We start from the raw sequence: 16462 nt of genomic DNA, 5'->3' as shown, positions 1-16462 counted from the left end.
GAGTGTGTGGAGGCATGGCACGTGCCATTCGTACTGTGCGGCTGAATACGACACGGGGTACCATCTCCCACCTTTATTTCCTGGAACCGACCTGCATGCGTCCTGGTGCGACCACGCGTGACCGCTGGATCTGGATGACCTCCGCCGTGCTGCTGGGGGCGACCATCGCCCTGGAACTGGTGGTTCCACTGGGCTATGCCGTCTGGCTGGCGTACTTCCTCGCTGTTGGCGTCACGCTGTTCCAGCGCAGTGCGCGCGCGCCGTTCATCGTGGCCGTCGTCGCCTGCGTCCTGTTGATCATTGGCTACAACGTCGCTCCGGCCAGCTCCAACTCGGCGTTCTCGCTGGTCAACCGAAGCATCGGCGGCTGTGCGTTCCTGATGATCGCGTTGATCGTCTCCCGCGCCATCCAGGCGCGGCGCGAAGCGATGCGGGCGCTGTGGCTGCAGGAAGCCGAGAACGCGGTGGCGATGAGCCTGCGCGGTGACCTGGGTCCGGAGCAGATCGCCGAGGCCGCGGCAACCAGCCTGGGGGCCCAACTGCGTGCGGATGTCGCCGCCGTCTACCGCCTGGAAGGGGGGCGACTGCAGCTGACCGGTGGCCTGGCATTGCCGTCCGGCATGCCGGCGTCGCTGGCATTGCAGGAGGGCGTGGCCGGGCAGGTGGCGCGGGACGAACGCATCCGCCACCTGCACGGGGGTGACGATTCGGTGCTTGAGCTGCAGACCAGCCTGGGGCGCTTGCCGGTGCGCGAGCGCATCCTGGCGCCGATCAGCAGCGATGGTGCGGTCGTGGGCATCGTTGAACTGGGACGCACCCGCGCCGGCGAACAGGATCGACTCGATGTCGAGCTGCTGGAGCGCTGTGCAGAGACCATCGGCATGGCGCTGCGCGCATCACTGCTGCGTGCACAGTTGGTGGTGCTGCTGGAGGAATCCCAGCGCCAGGGCGAGGAGCTGCAGGCCCAGCAGGAAGAGCTGCGCGTGGCCAATGAGGAACTGGAAGAGCAGAGCCGCAGCCTGCTGCAGTCGCAGAGCCATCTGGAAGAACAGCAGGCCGAGCTGGAACAGAGCAACGTCCAGCTGGAAGAGCGCACCCACGAGCTGGAGGCGCAGAAGCAGGCGCTGCTGGTCGCGCAGAGCCAGCTGGTGCGCAACAGCAACGAACTGGCCGCCACCTCGCGCTACAAGTCCGAGTTCCTTGCCAACATGTCGCATGAACTGCGTACGCCGCTGAACAGCTCGCTGATCCTGGCCAAGCTGCTGGCCGACAACAAGGACGGCACGCTCACCGAAGAACAGGTGAAGTATGCGCGCGCGATCCTGTCGTCCAACAACGACCTGCTGGCGCTGATCAATGACATCCTGGACCTGTCGCGCATCGAGGCCGGCCACGTCGAGCTGGCCGATGAAGTGGTGGTGACGGACAGCGTGCTGCAGCGCCTGCGCGAGACCTTCGAGCCGATGGCGCGGCAGAAGGGCCTGGCCCTGCAGATCGAGGCCGATGCGCTGGCGCCGAGCCAGCTGGTGGTCGACAGCCAGCGCCTGCAGCAGATCCTGAAGAACCTGCTGGCCAATGCGGTGAAGTTCACCGAGCATGGAAAGGTCAGCCTGCACGTGCGTGCGGGCGGCCAGGGCCGCATCCGGTTCGAGGTCTGCGACAGCGGTATCGGCATTGCCCGCGAGCAGTTGCAGGTCATCTTCGAGGCGTTCCGCCAGGCCGATGGCAGCACCCGCCGCCGCTACGGTGGTACCGGCCTGGGGCTGTCGATCTCGCGCGATCTGGCCGAGCGCATGGGCGGCAGCATCCAGGTCGACAGTGAACCGGGCCGCGGCAGCTGCTTCATCCTGGAACTGCCGTTGCAGGGTGCGCCCGCATCGAACGCCACTGACATCTCTGCGGCGCCCGTGGCGGCGCCCGCCACGGCCGCTGTGCCGGCGATGCCGGTACCTGCAGCGGCCGCGGTGGCGCCGACCACGACGGTGCCCAGCGTGGCCGATGACCGCGGTCGTCGCCAACGCGCTGGCCGCTTGATCCTGGCCGTTGAGGACGACGCCACGTTCGCCGAAGCACTGGTGGCCCTGGCCCATGAACTGGACTTTGACTGCGTGGTGGCCGGGACCGCCGAAGAGGCGCTGACCCTGGCCAGCGAACTGCGCCCGAACGGCATCCTGCTCGATATCGGCCTGCCGGACGTGTCCGGCCTGAGCGTACTGGAGCGCCTGAAGCGCAACCCCGATACCCGGCATATCCCGGTGCACGTGGTCTCGGCGATGGACCGCAGCCAGGTGGCGCGCGAGCTGGGCGCGATTGGTTTCGCGATCAAGCCGACCACGCGCGAGCGTCTGGTGTCGGCCATCGAGCAGCTGGAGCAGACCAGCCAGCGCGACGTGCGGCGTCTGCTGATCGTCGAGGACGACAGTGAGCTGCGCCACAACCTGGAACTGCTGCTGGGCCGTGATCAGCTGCAGATTGTCGCGGTGGGCACTCTGGCCGGTGCGCTGGAGCAGCTGAGCACGGTCACGTTCGACTGCATGGTGATGGACCTGTCGCTGCCCGACGGCAGTGGTTACGACCTGCTCGAGCACATGGCCGGCAACGATGATGTCGGCTTCCCGCCAGTGATCGTCTACACCGGCCGTGCGCTCAACCGCGAGGAAGAGCAGCGCCTGCGCCGCTACTCCAAGAGCATCATCATCAAGGGCGCGCGCTCGCCCGAGCGCCTGCTGGATGAAGTGACCCTGTTCCTGCACAGCGTGGAGGCCAGCCTGCCGACCGACCAGCAGCGCCTGCTGCGCGAGGCACGCCGCCGTGACACCGTGCTCGATGGACGCACCGTGCTGCTGGCCGAGGATGACGTGCGCAACATCTTCGCGCTGTCCAGCGTGCTCGAGCCGCTGGGCGTGACGCTGGAGATCGCGCGCAACGGCCAGGAAGCGGTGGATCGCCTGGCCGAGCGCGACGTCGACCTGGTGCTGATGGACATCATGATGCCGGAGAAGGATGGCCTGGCCGCGATGCGCGAGATCCGCGCGCAGCGTCACCTGCAGGACCTGCCGATCATCGCGCTGACCGCCAAGGCGATGCCCGATGACCGTGAGCGCTGCCTGCAGGCCGGTGCCAACGACTATATCGCCAAGCCCATCGACGTCGACAAGCTGGTCTCGCTGTGCCGGGTCTGGTGCTCGCGGCAATGAACGAACAGGCCCTGTTCGACCTGGAACTGAAGGTCCTGCTGGAGGCGCTGTACCAGCGTTACCACTACGATTTCCGCAGCTATGCGGTGTCATCGCTGCGCCGGCGCATGCGCCAGGCGATGCAGCGCTACGAGTGCGAACGGCTGGTCGACCTGCAGTACCGGCTGCTGCACGAGCCGGAACTGTTCGCCCAGGCCATGCAGTTCTTCACCGTGCAGGTCTCGGAGATGTTCCGTGACCCTGCGTACTTCCGTGAGCTGCGCGAGCAGGTGGTGCCGGTACTGCGCACCTATCCCTCGGTGAAGTTGTGGGTGGCCGGTTGCAGCACCGGCGAGGAAGTGTGGTCGCTGGCGATCCTGCTGCACGAAGAGGGCCTGCTTGATCGCAGCATCGTCTATGCCACCGACATCAATCCGGCCGCGCTGGCCACCGCCGAGGCGGGCGCCTATGGCATCGACCGGATGGCCCAGTTCAGCCGCAACTACCTGGCCGCCGGCGGCACGGCGTCGCTGTCCGACTACTACGCCACCGCCTACGATGGTGCGGTGTTCGACCGCCAGCTGCGTCGCAACGTGGTGTTCGCCGACCACAGCCTGGCTACCGATACCGTGTTCTCCGAAGTGCACCTGGTGTCGTGCCGCAACGTGCTGATCTATTTCAACCGCGATCTGCAGGACCGGGCCGTCGGCCTGTTCCGCGAAGCGCTGGTGCACCGTGGCTTCCTTGGCCTGGGCAGCAAGGAGTCGCTGCAGTTTGGGTGCCACCATGACGCCTTCGATGTCTGTTCGCGCGAGCATCGCCTGTACCGGAAGGTGGCCTGATGGCGTTGCCGGCGCGTCCAGCCGTGCTGGTGATCGGCGCGTCCGCCGGTGGCGTGGCCGCCCTGCAGGCGGTACTTGGTGCACTGCCGGGTACGCTGCCGGTACCGGTACTGGCCGTGCTGCACCTGCCGCGTGACCGTGCCAGCCGCATCGCCGAGGTGCTGGCGCCGTACTGCGCGTTGCCGGTGCGCGAAGCCGAAGACAAGCAGCCGTTGCAGCCGGGCACGGTGACGTTCGCGCCGCCGGATTACCACCTGCTGGTGGAGGACGAGGGATCGGTGGCGTTGTCGGTGGATGCGCCGGTGCTGTTTTCCCGTCCGGCCATCGATCCACTGTTCGACTCCGCTGCTGCAGTGTTCGGCGGGCAGGTATTGGCCCTGCTGCTGACCGGTGCCAGCAGCGATGGCAGTGAAGGCGTGGCTGCGGTGCGCGCCGCCGGTGGCCGTGCCTGGCTGCAATGTCCCGAGGAGGCCGAGGCGTCGATGATGCCGGCTTCCGCCCTGCAGCATGCCGGCGCCGATGCCGTGCTGCCCCTTGAACTGATGTGTCGCCGCCTGAAGGAGTTGTTTGCATGAACCTGTTGCCACCGGACCCTGCGCAGCCGCAGACCCCGGTCAACCTGCTGATCGTCGATGACGTGCCGCAGAACCTGGTAGCCATGCAGGCCCTGCTGCAGCGAGAAGGGGTCAACCTGCTGCTGGCCGGCTCGGGTGCGCAGGCGCTGGAGTTGCTGCTCGAGCACGAGGTGGCATTGGCCCTGCTTGACGTGCACATGCCGGAGATCGATGGCTTCACCCTGGCCGAACTGATGCGCGGTTCGCATCGCAGCCGCGACGTGCCGATCATCTTCCTGACCGCCTCCCCGGATGATCCCCTGCGCGTGTTCAAGGGCTACGAGAGCGGCGCGGTCGATTTCCTGCACAAGCCGGTGGCGCCACAGGTGATCCTGAGCAAGGTCAATGTCTTCATCGAGCTGTACCAGCAGCGGCAGCTGCTGAAGGCGCGCAACGAGGCGCTGGAACGCGCGCTCAAGCTCAACGAAACGATGGCCGCGGTACTGACCCACGACCTGCGCACGCCGCTGTCGGCCATCCTGCTGTGTGCCGACAAGCTGGCGCTGGATCTTCCCGAAGACAACACTGGCGCGCAGCAGACGCTGCAGTACCTGGAGGCCAGCACCCTGCGCATGGCACGCATGGTCGAGCAGTTGCTGGACTTCTCGCGGATCCGCAGCGGTGGCCTGCGCCTGCAGGCCAGTGCCTGCGACCTGGCCGACGTGACCCGCGCGGTGGTGGCTGAGGCGGGCAGTGCGCATGGGGCAGGCCGGATCCATCTGGACATGCACGGTGATACGCGGCTGCAGGGCGATCTGGACCGTCTCGGCCAGGTTGCCGCCAACCTGGTCGGTAATGCGCTGACCCACGGCAGCGAGGCGAGGGTGGAGTTGGACGGGCGCGACCCCCGCAGCGTGCTGTTGCGTGTGAGCAACGCCGGCCGGATCGACGACGCGCTGCTGCCGCGGTTGTTCGAGCCGTTCAAGGCCAGCTTCCACCAGAGCAAGGGCCTGGGGCTGGGTCTGTACATCGTCGATCAGTTCGTGCGCGCGCATGGGGGGCGTATCGCCGCGCGCAACGAGGCCGGGCAGGTGGTGTTCGAAGCCCTGCTGCCGAGGCGCGTCGAGGGGCTGACTGCAGCAGCAACCTGAATTCTTCAGGAAACGCCCGCGGGTGTTGAGACGGACTCGTCCGCAACTGCTACCGTGGGTGTACATCCTGTCAAGGAAGCACCATGCCACTGCGTGCCATCGCCTATGTCAGCCAGGCGCTGCCGGATCTTTCCGCTGAACGGTTGCGGGCGCTGGTCGACGATGCAGCCCGCTTCAACAAGATGGCGGGCGTGACCGGTGTGCTGCTGCATGACGGCGGGCGATTCCTGCAGTACATCGAGGGGCCGCCGGACGGTATCGATTCGGTCTATGAGCGCATCCTGCAGGCCGGCAGCCATGTCGACATCATCGAGCTGGCGCGCGGCCGCCTCGGCCAGCGCCAGTTTCCGTACTGGTCGATGCGCGCGTTGCCGGTGGAAGAGGCGCTGCTGCGCCAGCTGTCATCCAGCGACTGGTCGGGCTTTACCCGTGCCCTCCAGGGTGATCGTTCCGCGCCGACGCCGGTGGATCTGCTCGACAACGTCGTGCAGCCAGTCCTGCACGCCGGCTGAGCGTCAACGCGAGGTGCCGCCGCAGTAGGCGGCATGCAGCGCCTGCAGCACGCCCAGTGCGGGCCCTTCAATCACGCGGTAGTGGATCGCCTGCGCTTCGCGCCGGGTCGCGACGATGTCCAGTTCGCGCAGCACCGCCAGATGCTGTGACAGCGCTGATGCGCTGAGTCCGGTCAGTGCCTGCAGTTCCGGCACCGGCGCCTCACCTTCGACCAGGCGGCATAGCACGCGCAGCCGCGCAGGATGGGCAAGGCTCTTGAGCAGGGCTGCAGCCTGCGAGGCGTGCTCGGCCATGGCGGCGCTGTCGAGCGGGGGGCGGGCCATGGTTGACCTGTGGATTTAGAAAAAGCTAATTTAGAAAAAGCTAAATCAAAAGGCAAGCGAATGTACGGAATGGGCGGAGGCAGGTCATGACCCTGCCGTGGGCCGCGGTGGCGGGGGGCGCGGTGATCGGTGCGGCGGCGGTGGTGCTGCTGGCAACCACGGGCCGGGTGGCCGGCATCAGTGGCATCGCTGCTGGCAGTGTGCGTGCCTCGCCAGGTGAGCGAGGTTGGCGCTGGGCGTTCCTGCTTGGCTTGCTGGCTGCTGCAGGGTTGGTGCTGTGGTGGCAGGCCGCGCCAGGGCAAGCGCCCCGCGCCCTGCTGCGTGATGCCTTGCCGGCGTGGCAGCTGGTCGGTGCCGGCCTGCTGGTCGGCTTCGGTACGCGGTTGGGCAATGGCTGCACCAGTGGTCACGGGGTCTGCGGCCTGGCCCGCGGCTCAAAGCGGTCGCTGCTGGCGGTGCTGGTGTTCATGGCCTGCGCGATGCTGACCACGTTCCTGATCCGTCACGGCGGAGGCTTGGCATGAGCCGCGCGATGGTGGCCGCCGGTGCGGCAGGCGCGCTTTTCGGCGCAGGCCTGGCGTTGGCCGGCATGACCGATCCGCGCCGCATCCTCGGTTTCCTCGACATCGCCGGCGATGTCGATCCCACCTTGGCCTGGGTGCTGGCCTCTGCACTGCTGGTCAGCGCGGTTGGCCAGCGCTGGGTGCTGCGGCGCACGCGTCCGTCCTGCGCAACGCGCTTCCAATTGCCCGCTGCGCGCGGTGTCGATCTGCGCCTGGTGCTGGGCGCGGCGTTGTTCGGCATCGGCTGGGGCTGGGCAGGCTATTGCCCGGGCCCTGCCATCGCCGGGCTGGCGGTGGGATCGCGCGAGGCGCTGTGGTTCGTGCCGGCGATGCTTGCAGGTTTCTGGCTGCACGATCGCGCAGTCCGCTGAGGCTTCACCGCTGTGTCACCCTGCATGGGGTCATATCCATGGATCACGGGGAAAGGAGCGCAACGACATGGCACGGATGAAGTGGAAGGAAAAGGCACTGCTTGCGGTCGCATTGGCCGCCGCAGCAGCACCAGCGCTGGCCTGCACGCGTGCGGTGTACCTGGGCGACAACGGCGATGTGATCACCGCGCGCTCGATGGACTGGAAGGTCGATGTGGCGACCAACCTCTACATACTGCCGCGCGGCATTGCCCGCACCGGTCAGGCCGGCCCGAAGTCATTGGCCTGGACCGCGCGCTACGGTTCGGTGGTGGCCACCGGCTACGACGTGTCGACCACCGATGGCATGAACGAAAAGGGCCTGGTGGCCAACCTGCTGTGGCTGGTCGAGTCGGAGTATCCACAGCAGCGTGGCAACAAACCGGGCCTGGCGATTTCGTTGTGGGCACAGTACGTGCTGGACAACTTCGCTACGGTGGAGGAGGCAGTGGCAGCGCTGAAGCGTGAGCCGTACTCCATCGTCACCGACAAGGTGCCCGGCGAGGATCGGCAGGCAACACTGCATCTTTCACTGTCCGATGCCAGCGGCGACAGCGCCATCGTCGAGTACATCGGCGGTCGCCAGGTGATCCACCATGACCGGCGCTATCAGGTGATGACCAACTCGCCGATCTTCGAGCAGCAGCTGGCCCTCAACAGTTACTGGCAGCAGATCGGCGGCACGGTGATGCTGCCCGGCACCAATCGCTCCGCGGACCGTTTCGCGCGCGCCTCGTTCTACATCAACGCCATTCCCAAGGCCGAGGATCCGGTGGTGGCGCTGGCCAGTGTGTTCAGCGTGATCCGCAACACCTCGGTGCCGTACGGCATCACCACGCCGGGCGAGCCGAACATCTCATCCACACGCTGGCGCACCGTGGCTGACCACAAGCGGCGGCTGTACTTCTTCGAATCGGCGCTGACCCCGAACACCTTCTGGGTCGATCTGAACAAGGTCGATTTCGGCGGCAAGGTGCTCAAGCTCGATCTCGGCCCGGACCAGCGCAACACCTTCGCTGGCGATGCACTGGGTCACTTCGTGCCCAGCGCACCGTTCACCTTCCTCGGCGTCGACGGTTAGTTCGACGCCTGGCTGGAGGCCGGGTAGACCGCCTGGATCGCGCAGCTGCCGCGGGTGTACTGCGGCAGCGGGGCGATGCTCTCACTGCGCAGATCGTCTGTCTCGAACTCGGCAGCCATGATCCGATCGCCAGGATTGCCGCAGATCAAGCCATTCTGCAGGCCCGAGTGGAAGCTCAGCTGCGGCGCGCGGTCGAGCTGGCGGCAGTGGCTGCCGAGTTCGACCCGGTAGTAGCGATGGCCACCATTTCGGTGCGGATTGGTCTCCACCAGCATGCCCTGCGGGTCGGAGGACCAGGCGCGCACGTTGCGCGTGGCAAAGCAGTAGGACGGTGAGCCGCCGAAGCTGCGGCGTACCTCCTTGCGTTCGCGGATGGTCACGGCGGGCAGGGTGGCCGTGCGCAGGCGGTCGCTGTCGCGGGCGACACTGGCGTAGTCACGATCCTGCAGCGGGGTGACCGCGCTGATGGCGCATCGGCGGCCGTCGACCACGACGCGTTCGCTGGGGCGGCCGCAGGCCCAGCCGGCGGGGGCTTCCAGTTTCAACGAGGTGGCACCGCGGACGCCGGGGCAATCTTCGTTGAAGTCGATCCGATAGGCCTGGCCGGAGGCGGCGCGCAGTGCGATCGAGCGCGGTGAAGCCTGCTCCACTTCCTGTACGCCGACAGCGTCCATGCAGTGCGGAGCCGGTGGCGTACGCTCCTGTGCGGAGGCCGAAGCTGCGAGCATCAGGCCGAGGCTGGTGGCGAGCACCAGGGACACCTGCTGATGGGTCATGTCCTGCACTCCCTGCGTTGGATGACGGATCGACTATAGCAGCGGTTTGCACGGCCGTTGTTACACGCGCACACTGCACGGATGGGCGCCATCTTCCATCTGCGGCACTACGGGCAGGCCACTGGCCTGGACCGCCATGACTACGCGCAGTGGGTGCTGCCGCTGCAGGGTGAGCTGCAGTTCGAGATGGAGGGGCGCGGCGGTCGGCTGGACCTGCTGCAGGGAGCTTTCGTTGCTGCCGGCGAAGCGCATGACCAGATGGCTGACGGTCCCAATGGGTTCGTGATCGTTGACTGTCCTCCGGGCGTGCTCGATGACGGCACGCAGGAGCATCTGTGCCGGCAGCGCTGGCTGCATCTGCCGCTGGCATTGCGTCGGCGCCTGGCCGAGGTGCAGGCAGGGCAGCCGATGCCGGCGCTGCTGCCGCAGTTGCTGCAGGTATTTGCACCTGCTGGCAGTGGCGCGCGCATGCAGGGCCTGTGTGCGGCGGTGCAGGCCGACCCCGGGCGTGCGTGGCCGGTGGCGCGCATGGCTGCGTTCGTCGGGGTCAGCGAGAGCCGGTTGCACGCGCTGTTCCAGCAGGAGTTCGGGCTCAGCCCGCAAGCCTGGCTCAGTGCGTGCCGGTTGCGCTGGGCCAAGCATCGGTTGCGCACCAGCACGGCGCCGATCAGCGATATCGCGCTGGCCGCAGGCTATTCCGAGCAGAGCGCACTGACCCGTGCGCTGCGCCGCGAGTGTGGCCAGACCCCGGCCGCGTGGCGCAGGAGCGCCGGCTGATCTGTAGAGCCGAGCCCACGCTCGGCTGCCCTTATCTGCACAAGGGCGAATCGCAGCCGAGCATGGGCTCGGCCCTACAGAGGTGACAAGGCAGTAGCCTCGGTCAAGAGCGCCCACCGGCCAGCGCTTACACTGCGCGGCCCGTTCTCTCCCCCGAAGAACCCGAATGCGCAACAACCCGATGGCCCTGGGCATCGCCAATGGCGTTGCCGCCGGCGCACTGTGGGGCGTGGTTTTCCTCGCGCCCGCCGTGCTGCAGTCGTTCAACGCCCTGCAACTGTCGGCCGGTCGCTATCTGGTCTACGGCCTGATCGCCGTAGCCCTGCTGCTGCCGCGATGGAGGCGGCTGGCGCCGCGGCTGGGCCGCGCCGAATGGATCGGCCTGCTGTGGCTGAGCCTGGCCGGGAACCTCGTGTATTTCCTGTTGCTGGCCACGGCGGTGCAGTGGGCCGGTGGCGCGGCGGCGTCCTTGATTGTCGGCCTGATTCCGGTGGTGGTCACCCTGGTTGGCGTGCGCGAGCAGGGGGCGGTGCCGCTGAGGCAGCTGCTGCCGGCACTGGGCCTGTGCGTGCTCGGCGTGGCCCTGGTTGGCTGGGAAGCACTGATGTCCGAGCACCTGGCAACTCCGTGGCGGCAGCGCCTGATCGGCCTGCTGTGTGCGTTTGGGGCGCTGTTCTCGTGGGCGCTGTACTCGATCGGCAACAGCCGCTGGCTGGCGCGCCGACCGGATCTGTCCAGCCACGACTGGTCGCTGCTGACCGGTGTGACGACCGGCGGCCTGGCCTTGCTGCTGGTGCCGATGGCCTTCATCGGTCACACCGGCGGGCATACAGCCGCACAGTGGAGTGGTTTCTGGGCGATCAGCGCCGGTGTGGCAGTGGTGGCCTCGATCCTTGGCAACGCATTCTGGAACCGTGCCAGCCGCCTGCTGCCACTGACGCTGACCGGCCAGATGATCGTGTTCGAGACGCTGTTTGCGTTGCTGTATGCCTTCGCCTGGCAGCAGCGCTGGCCGACGTTGCTGGAGGCGCTGGCAATCGTGTTCCTGGTAGCCGGCGTGATGCTGTGTGCGCATGCCCACCGCACACCGCGGGCGATCGCCGAACATGCCGGCTGAATGCGCTCGTCAAGCCTGCTGATGCCGCCTTGGTCTCAGATGCAACCAAATGGCGGCATGTTGAACGATGATCGCGGCAATGGTTTTTTGCATCGCAGCACTTGACAGCGGGCCGGCGCACAGTGTTTTCTGTGCGTCATGGTTCTTGATGCCGCCCACGCCAGCCTGATCGCCCCCGCTACTGCGGGCCGTTCGACTGCGCCGGTCGCCACCACCACCATTACCACCACCACCGTCACCACTGCCCTGGTGCGGCCCGTCGTCTTCGTGTAACTCCCGAAAACCACGGCCCCGCACCATACAGGTGGCGGGGAAACTCGACACCTGCATGCGACGGGGCCTCCTACCGAGGTCTGCATGTCTTCCCACGCCCCCGCTCATCCCGTTGCCCCGGCCGACCTGGCTGCACCGTCCATTGTCGTGCACAAGTTCGGTGGCACCTCGGTGGCCGATGCCGAACGTTACCGCCATGTTGCCGGCCTGCTGCTGGCCCGTCCCGAATCGCTGCAGGTCACTGTCGTCTCGGCGATGAAGGGCGTCACCGACGCCTTGATTGAACTGGCCCGGCTGGCGGCCAAGGGTGATGAAAGCTGGCGTGAAGCCTGGCATGCGCTGCGCGCGCGCCATCGCGGCGCCGCCGTGGCGCTGTTGGGCGAGCAGGTGGGCGAGACGGTCGAATGGATCGACGCCCGCTTTGATCAGCTGGCCGAAGTGCTGGCCGCGCTGGCGGTGATCGGTGAACTGCCGCGCGAGGTCCTGGACCGCGTGCAGGGCCTGGGCGAAGTGTTCTCCGCGCAGCTGCTTGGCACCCACCTGCGGGCGTTGGGCGAAGAGTGTGCGGTGCTCGATGCGCGTGATGTGCTGGTGGTCGGGCACGGTGAACTGGGCGTGGATGTCGACTGGGAAGCCAGTGCCGACCGCCTGGCCAAGTGGCGTCTGCAGCACCCGCAATCGCGCCTGGTTGCCACCGGATTCGTCGCGCGTGATCGCGATGACCGTATCACCACCCTCGGCCGCAACGGCAGCGATTACTCCGGCGCGATCTTCGCCGCGCTGTTCAACGCCGATGAACTGCACATCTGGACCGATGTTGACGGCGTGCTGTCGGCCGACCCGCGGCTGGTGCCCGAGGCGGTGCAGCTGGAGTCACTGAGCTACGACGAGGCCTGCGAGCTGGCTTATTTCGGCGCCAAGGTGGTGCACCCGCAGACGATGTCGCCGGCGATCCGCCTGGGCCTGCCGATCTTCATCCGCAACACGTTCCAGCCGGCGCATCCGGGTACGCGCATCAGTGCCGAGCGCTCGCCGCGCGGGCCAGTGAAGGGCCTGACCCTGAGCCCCGGGCTGGCCCTGCTGAACCTGGAAGGCACCGGCCTGATCGGTGTACCCGGTACGGCCGAGCGTGTGTTCGCGGCCCTGCGCCAGGCACAGGTGTCGGTGGTGATGATCTCGCAGGGTTCGTCGGAGCATTCGATCTGCTGCGTGGTGCGTGCTGCTGAAGCGGCGCGTGGCCGCGAGGCGCTGCTGCACGCGTTCGCGCACGAATTGTCGGTGGGTCAGGTGCAGCGCGTGCAGGTCAGTGAGGGCGTCAGCGTACTGGCGGCGGTCGGTGACGGCATGGCCGGCCAGCCGGGTGTGGCCGCACGCCTGTTCGAGGCACTGGGGCGTGCGCAGGTGAACATCCTGGCGATCGCACAGGGTTCGTCCGAACGCAACATCTCGGTCGCGGTGGACAGCGCCGATGCCACCCGCGCGCTGCGCGCGGCGCATGCCGGTTTCTGGCTGTCGCCGCAGACCTTCGCGGTCGGTGTGATCGGGCCGGGCAATGTCGGTGCCGCACTGCTGGACCAGCTGCTGGCGGCCCGCCCGCAGCTGCTGGCCAAGGCCAATGTCGACCTGCGCCTGCGTGCACTGGCCTCACGCTCGCGCATGCGGTTGGAAGTGGACGGCCTGCACGCCGACTGGCGGGAGGCTCTGCAGGACGCCGGCGAGTGCAGCGATCTGGATCGCTTCACCGAACACCTGCTGGCCGCGCACCTGCCGCATGCGGTGGTGATCGACTGCAGCGGCAGCGCCGAGGTGGCCGAGCGCTACGAGGGCTGGCTGGCGGCCGGCATCCATGTGGTCACCCCGAACAAGCAGGCCGGGGCCGGGCCGCTGCCGCGCTACCAGCGCATCCGCGCCGCGGCGGCGGCAAGTGGCGCACGCTTCCGCTACGAGGCTACGGTGGGTGCAGGCCTGCCGGTGATCACCACGCTGCGTGACCTGGTTGATACCGGTGATGAAGTGCTGGCGATCGAGGGCATCTTCTCCGGCACGCTGGCCTGGCTGTTCAACCGTTTCGACGGCAGCCAGCCGTTCTCTTCGCTGGTCGCGCAGGCGCGGTCGATGGGCTACACCGAGCCCGACCCGCGCGATGACCTGTCCGGCGTGGACGTGGCACGCAAGCTGGTGATCCTGGCCCGCGAAGCCGGCCACGCACTCAGCCTGGAACAGGTACAGGTGGAAAGCCTGGTGCCGGCGCTACTGCGCGAGGGCAGCGTGGATGACTTCATGGCGCGGCTGGGCGAGTCCGATGCCAGCCTGCTTCAGCGCCTGCAGGACGCGCGGGCGCGTGGCGCGGTGCTGCGCTACGTGGCGCAGCTGGGTGCCGGCGGCGCCTCGGTGGGCCTGCAGGAACTGCCCGCCGATCACGCCTTCGCCAACCTGCGGCTGACCGACAACGTGGTGCAGTTCCGTACCCGCCGTTACTGCGACAATCCGTTGGTGGTACAGGGGCCGGGGGCCGGTCCGGAAGTCACAGCGGCCGGTGTGTTCGCCGACCTGCTGCGGGTGGCCGCCGGCGAAGGAGCGCGCCTGTGATCGCACGTGCGTTCGCGCCTGCCTCGGTGGCCAACGTGGCGGTGGGTTTCGACATTCTTGGTCATGCCATCGCCGGTGTTGGCGATACCGTGAGCGTGCGCCGCATCGATGAACCGGTGGTGCGCATCGATGCGATACGTGGCAGTGCGGTCGAGCTGCCACTGGATGCGGCTGGTAACACCGCAGGTGCTGCGCTGATGTCGCTTCGCGCAGGGCTGGCCCTGGACTTCGGATTCGCGGTGGAGATCGACAAGGGCATTCCGTTCGGCTCCGGCATGGGCGGTTCGGCAGCGTCGTGCGTCGCTGCGCTGGTCGCCGCCAATGCACTGCTGGATGCGCCGCTGACGCGCGAGGCGCTGTATCCATTTGCGCTGGATGGCGAGGCGGTGGCCAGTGGTGGCCGTCACGGTGACAACGTGGGGCCATTGCTGCTGGGCGGGCTTGCACTGTGCACGGCCGACCGCCTGCTGCCGATTCCGGTACCGGCTACCTGGCACAGCCTGCTGGTGCATCCGCACGCGGTACTGGAAACACGCCGCGCACGCCAGGCGCTGCAGGGCAGCTATGCGCTGGGTGAATTCGTGGCACAGAGTGCGAACCTTGCGCTGGTACTCAGTGGCTGCCATCGCAGCGACGCCGCGCTGGTCCGCGCAGGACTGCGTGATGTGCTGGTGGAGCCTCGCCGCGCCGGCCTGATTGCGGGCTTCGAGGCCGCACGCGATGCGGCGCTGTCTGCGCATGCGATGGGCGCGGGCATTTCGGGCGCGGGCCCCAGCGTGTTCGCCTGGTTCGAGGACGCCGACCAGGCCCGCGCCGCTGCCGCACCGGTGCAGGCGGCATTCGCCGCCGCCGGTTTCGACAGCGATGCCTGGGTGTCGCCGCTGGATGCACCGGGAGCCCGCTTGTGCTGAATCCTTCCCCTTTACTGGATACCCAACCCATGCAATTTGTTTCGACCCGCGGCCAGTCCCCGTCCGTCGGCCTCAGTGCGGCGATCGCTGCAGGATTGGCGCCCGATGGTGGGCTGTATGTTCCGCAGGTGCTGCCGGCGCCACGTGAGCTGCAGGCCGGCGCAACGCTGGCCGATACCGCCGCCGATCTGCTGGCACCGTTCTTCGCAGGTGATGCTCTGGAGGCAGCGCTGCCTTCGATCTGCCGCGAGGCGTTCGACTTCCCGGTGCCACTGCGTGCACTCGGCGACGGCGACCATGTGCTGGAGCTGTTCCATGGGCCGACGGCGGCGTTCAAGGATATCGGTGCGCGTTTCCTGGCCGGAACACTTTCGCGGCTGCAGGCCGGCAAGGACCGCGACCTGAGCATTGTTGTCGCCACCTCTGGCGATACCGGTGCTGCAGTGGCGGCGGCGTTCCATCGCCAGCCGGGCGTGCGCGTGGTGGTGCTGTATCCGGATGGCCGCGTGTCACCGCGCCAGGCGCACCAGCTCGGTTGTTTCGGCGACAACATCCAGGCGCTGCGCGTGGCCGGTGCTTTCGACGACTGCCAGGCCATGGTCAAGCAGGCGCTGGCTGACCGCGAACTACAGGCACAGGTGCCGCTGAGCTCGGCCAACAGCATCAGCCTGGGCCGCCTGCTGCCGCAGATGAGTTATTACGCGCATGCGGCACTGACCCATCATGCTGAAACCCGTCGCCGGCTCAACCTGGTGGTGCCGACCGGCAACCTTGGCAACGCAATGGCTGCGGTGCTGGCGCGTGCGCTGGGTGTGCCGATCGGACAGATCGTGCTGGCCACCAATGCCAATGCGGTACTGCCAGCGTACTTCAGCGGCGGCGACTACCAGCCGCAGGCCAGTGTGGCCACCGTGGCCAATGCAATGGACGTAGGGGCGCCAAGCAACTTCGAACGCCTGCGCTGGCTTTACCACGGAGATGATGCCGAGCTGCGCGCTGCGTTCCGTGCGTTCGCGGTGGACGACGTGACCATCCGCGCCACGATTGCCGCAGCGTATGCGAGCCGCGGCGAACTGTTCTGCCCGCACACGGCGACGGCGGTGAAGGTGCTGCAGGATCTGCGCGCGCGTGGTGCCAAGGGTGACTGGGCGGTGGTGGCTACCGCCCATCCGGCCAAGTTCGAGGCTGTGGTCGAACCGTTGATCGGCGAACCCGTGGCCGTGCCGCCTGCATTGGATGTGTTGTTGCAGCGGCCGGCGCACGCCGAACCGTTGGCCGCCGATTACGCGGCGTTGCGTGAGGTGTTGGCTCCCATGTAGAGCCGAGCCATGCTCGGCTGCTGTTCGCGCACGGCGCGATGAGTCGAGCATGGCTTGTATGTTCCTCCCGGCTCCTACGCTGTATGT

The 16462-nt window shown here is 67.5% G+C and carries 16 protein-coding genes; 13 read left to right on the top strand and 3 right to left on the bottom strand.

Annotation, left to right across the window (positions count from 1 at the left end):
• Window positions 1–95: 95 nt before the first annotated feature.
• The 5 genes from G5A07_RS03210 (at window position 96) to G5A07_RS03190 (ending at window position 6235) form a co-directional block, all read left to right on the top strand.
• The gene (locus G5A07_RS03210; protein ID WP_191862701.1) at window positions 96–3197 is read left to right on the top strand and encodes a response regulator; all 3102 of its coding nucleotides are present in this window, start codon (window positions 96–98) and stop codon (window positions 3195–3197) included.
• On the top strand, window positions 3194–4018 hold the full coding sequence (locus G5A07_RS03205) for a CheR family methyltransferase (protein WP_010482611.1): 825 nt from the start codon (window positions 3194–3196) through the stop codon (window positions 4016–4018). Before G5A07_RS03210 ends, G5A07_RS03205 begins: the two co-directional genes overlap by 4 nt.
• Window positions 4018–4593 (top strand): chemotaxis protein CheB, encoded by a 576-nt coding sequence (locus G5A07_RS03200; protein ID WP_049449145.1) that lies wholly within the window; start codon window positions 4018–4020, stop codon window positions 4591–4593. The genes G5A07_RS03205 and G5A07_RS03200 overlap by 1 nt, the downstream gene beginning before the upstream one ends.
• A complete protein-coding gene (locus G5A07_RS03195) occupies window positions 4590–5723 on the top strand; it encodes a hybrid sensor histidine kinase/response regulator (RefSeq protein WP_191862699.1) in 1134 nt (377 codons plus the stop codon). Before G5A07_RS03200 ends, G5A07_RS03195 begins: the two co-directional genes overlap by 4 nt.
• 83 nt (window positions 5724–5806) lie before the next feature.
• Window positions 5807–6235: a BLUF domain-containing protein gene (locus G5A07_RS03190; RefSeq protein WP_010482608.1), complete on the top strand. Its 429-nt coding sequence runs from the start codon at window positions 5807–5809 to the stop codon at window positions 6233–6235.
• Between the two features lie 3 nt (window positions 6236–6238).
• Here the strand turns inward: G5A07_RS03190 and G5A07_RS03185 are convergent, their stop codons facing one another.
• A complete protein-coding gene (locus G5A07_RS03185; protein ID WP_019338489.1) occupies window positions 6239–6559 on the bottom strand; it encodes a metalloregulator ArsR/SmtB family transcription factor in 321 nt (106 codons plus the stop codon).
• An 86-nt stretch (window positions 6560–6645) separates the two neighbouring features.
• On the opposite strand from G5A07_RS03185, the gene G5A07_RS03180 reads away from it, so the two are divergent.
• The 3 genes from G5A07_RS03180 (at window position 6646) to G5A07_RS03170 (ending at window position 8613) form a co-directional block, all read left to right on the top strand.
• A complete protein-coding gene (locus G5A07_RS03180; protein WP_054171584.1) occupies window positions 6646–7083 on the top strand; it encodes a hypothetical protein in 438 nt (145 codons plus the stop codon).
• The gene (locus G5A07_RS03175) at window positions 7080–7493 is read left to right on the top strand and encodes a DUF6691 family protein (RefSeq protein WP_191862697.1); all 414 of its coding nucleotides are present in this window, start codon (window positions 7080–7082) and stop codon (window positions 7491–7493) included. Before G5A07_RS03180 ends, G5A07_RS03175 begins: the two co-directional genes overlap by 4 nt.
• A gap of 67 nt (window positions 7494–7560) precedes the next feature.
• Window positions 7561–8613 (top strand): linear amide C-N hydrolase, encoded by a 1053-nt coding sequence (locus tag G5A07_RS03170; protein WP_019338492.1) that lies wholly within the window; start codon window positions 7561–7563, stop codon window positions 8611–8613.
• Here the strand turns inward: G5A07_RS03170 and G5A07_RS03165 are convergent.
• Window positions 8610–9389: a DUF6491 family protein gene (locus G5A07_RS03165; RefSeq protein WP_099560677.1), complete on the bottom strand. Its 780-nt coding sequence runs from the start codon at window positions 9387–9389 to the stop codon at window positions 8610–8612. The genes G5A07_RS03170 and G5A07_RS03165 overlap by 4 nt on opposite strands.
• Window positions 9390–9470: 81 nt before the next feature.
• Here G5A07_RS03165 and G5A07_RS03160 point away from each other — a divergent pair, with 81 nt between their 5' ends.
• Both G5A07_RS03160 and G5A07_RS03155 read left to right on the top strand, forming a co-directional pair.
• The gene (locus G5A07_RS03160) at window positions 9471–10166 is read left to right on the top strand and encodes an AraC family transcriptional regulator (RefSeq protein ID WP_010482600.1); all 696 of its coding nucleotides are present in this window, start codon (window positions 9471–9473) and stop codon (window positions 10164–10166) included.
• A gap of 166 nt (window positions 10167–10332) precedes the next feature.
• Window positions 10333–11283, top strand: coding sequence for a DMT family transporter (locus G5A07_RS03155; protein ID WP_191862695.1), 951 nt, complete (start codon window positions 10333–10335; stop codon window positions 11281–11283).
• 9 nt (window positions 11284–11292) lie between these two features.
• On the opposite strand, the gene G5A07_RS03150 is transcribed toward G5A07_RS03155, so the two are convergent.
• On the bottom strand, window positions 11293–11613 hold the full coding sequence (locus G5A07_RS03150; protein WP_191862693.1) for a hypothetical protein: 321 nt from the start codon (window positions 11611–11613) through the stop codon (window positions 11293–11295).
• A 27-nt stretch (window positions 11614–11640) separates the two neighbouring features.
• Here G5A07_RS03150 and thrA point away from each other — a divergent pair, with 27 nt between their 5' ends.
• From thrA to thrC, 3 genes are read left to right on the top strand one after another with little or no spacing between them, the layout of a single operon-like run.
• Window positions 11641–14145, top strand: a complete 2505-nt coding sequence (gene thrA / locus G5A07_RS03145) for a bifunctional aspartate kinase/homoserine dehydrogenase I (protein WP_191862691.1) — start codon at window positions 11641–11643, stop codon at window positions 14143–14145.
• The gene (locus tag G5A07_RS03140; protein WP_043397198.1) at window positions 14142–15056 is read left to right on the top strand and encodes a homoserine kinase; all 915 of its coding nucleotides are present in this window, start codon (window positions 14142–14144) and stop codon (window positions 15054–15056) included. Before thrA ends, G5A07_RS03140 begins: the two co-directional genes overlap by 4 nt.
• A 29-nt stretch (window positions 15057–15085) precedes the next feature.
• Window positions 15086–16375, top strand: a complete 1290-nt coding sequence (gene thrC / locus G5A07_RS03135; protein WP_049453133.1) for a threonine synthase — start codon at window positions 15086–15088, stop codon at window positions 16373–16375.
• Window positions 16376–16462: the final 87 nt, after the last annotated feature.

This window comes from Stenotrophomonas sp. AS012628 (assembly GCF_010608305.1).
GTDB classification, from domain to species: Bacteria; Pseudomonadota; Gammaproteobacteria; order Xanthomonadales; family Xanthomonadaceae; genus Stenotrophomonas; species Stenotrophomonas geniculata.
The sequence above is the reverse complement of the archived record's forward strand: the minus strand, read 5'-3'. Positions and strand labels throughout refer to the sequence as shown.

Excerpts from the sequence above, each read along its gene's own strand:
- G5A07_RS03200 (WP_049449145.1), top strand. The coding sequence starts at position 4,018 with ATGGCGTTGCCGGCGCGTCCAGCCGTGCTGGTGATCGGCGCGTCCGCC.
- thrC (WP_049453133.1), top strand. The coding sequence starts at position 15,086 with ATGCAATTTGTTTCGACCCGCGGCCAGTCCCCGTCCGTCGGCCTCAGT.
- G5A07_RS03195 (WP_191862699.1), top strand. The coding sequence starts at position 4,590 with ATGAACCTGTTGCCACCGGACCCTGCGCAGCCGCAGACCCCGGTCAAC.
- G5A07_RS03165 (WP_099560677.1), bottom strand. The coding sequence starts at position 9,389 with ATGACCCATCAGCAGGTGTCCCTGGTGCTCGCCACCAGCCTCGGCCTG.
- G5A07_RS03190 (WP_010482608.1), top strand. The coding sequence starts at position 5,807 with ATGCCACTGCGTGCCATCGCCTATGTCAGCCAGGCGCTGCCGGATCTT.
- G5A07_RS03160 (WP_010482600.1), top strand. The coding sequence starts at position 9,471 with ATGGGCGCCATCTTCCATCTGCGGCACTACGGGCAGGCCACTGGCCTG.
- G5A07_RS03205 (WP_010482611.1), top strand. The coding sequence starts at position 3,194 with ATGAACGAACAGGCCCTGTTCGACCTGGAACTGAAGGTCCTGCTGGAG.
- G5A07_RS03175 (WP_191862697.1), top strand. The coding sequence starts at position 7,080 with ATGAGCCGCGCGATGGTGGCCGCCGGTGCGGCAGGCGCGCTTTTCGGC.
- G5A07_RS03150 (WP_191862693.1), bottom strand. The coding sequence starts at position 11,613 with ATGCAGGTGTCGAGTTTCCCCGCCACCTGTATGGTGCGGGGCCGTGGT.
- G5A07_RS03180 (WP_054171584.1), top strand. The coding sequence starts at position 6,646 with ATGACCCTGCCGTGGGCCGCGGTGGCGGGGGGCGCGGTGATCGGTGCG.
- G5A07_RS03155 (WP_191862695.1), top strand. The coding sequence starts at position 10,333 with ATGCGCAACAACCCGATGGCCCTGGGCATCGCCAATGGCGTTGCCGCC.
- G5A07_RS03170 (WP_019338492.1), top strand. The coding sequence starts at position 7,561 with ATGGCACGGATGAAGTGGAAGGAAAAGGCACTGCTTGCGGTCGCATTG.
- G5A07_RS03185 (WP_019338489.1), bottom strand. The coding sequence starts at position 6,559 with ATGGCCCGCCCCCCGCTCGACAGCGCCGCCATGGCCGAGCACGCCTCG.
- G5A07_RS03210 (WP_191862701.1), top strand. The coding sequence starts at position 96 with ATGCGTCCTGGTGCGACCACGCGTGACCGCTGGATCTGGATGACCTCC.
- thrA (WP_191862691.1), top strand. The coding sequence starts at position 11,641 with ATGTCTTCCCACGCCCCCGCTCATCCCGTTGCCCCGGCCGACCTGGCT.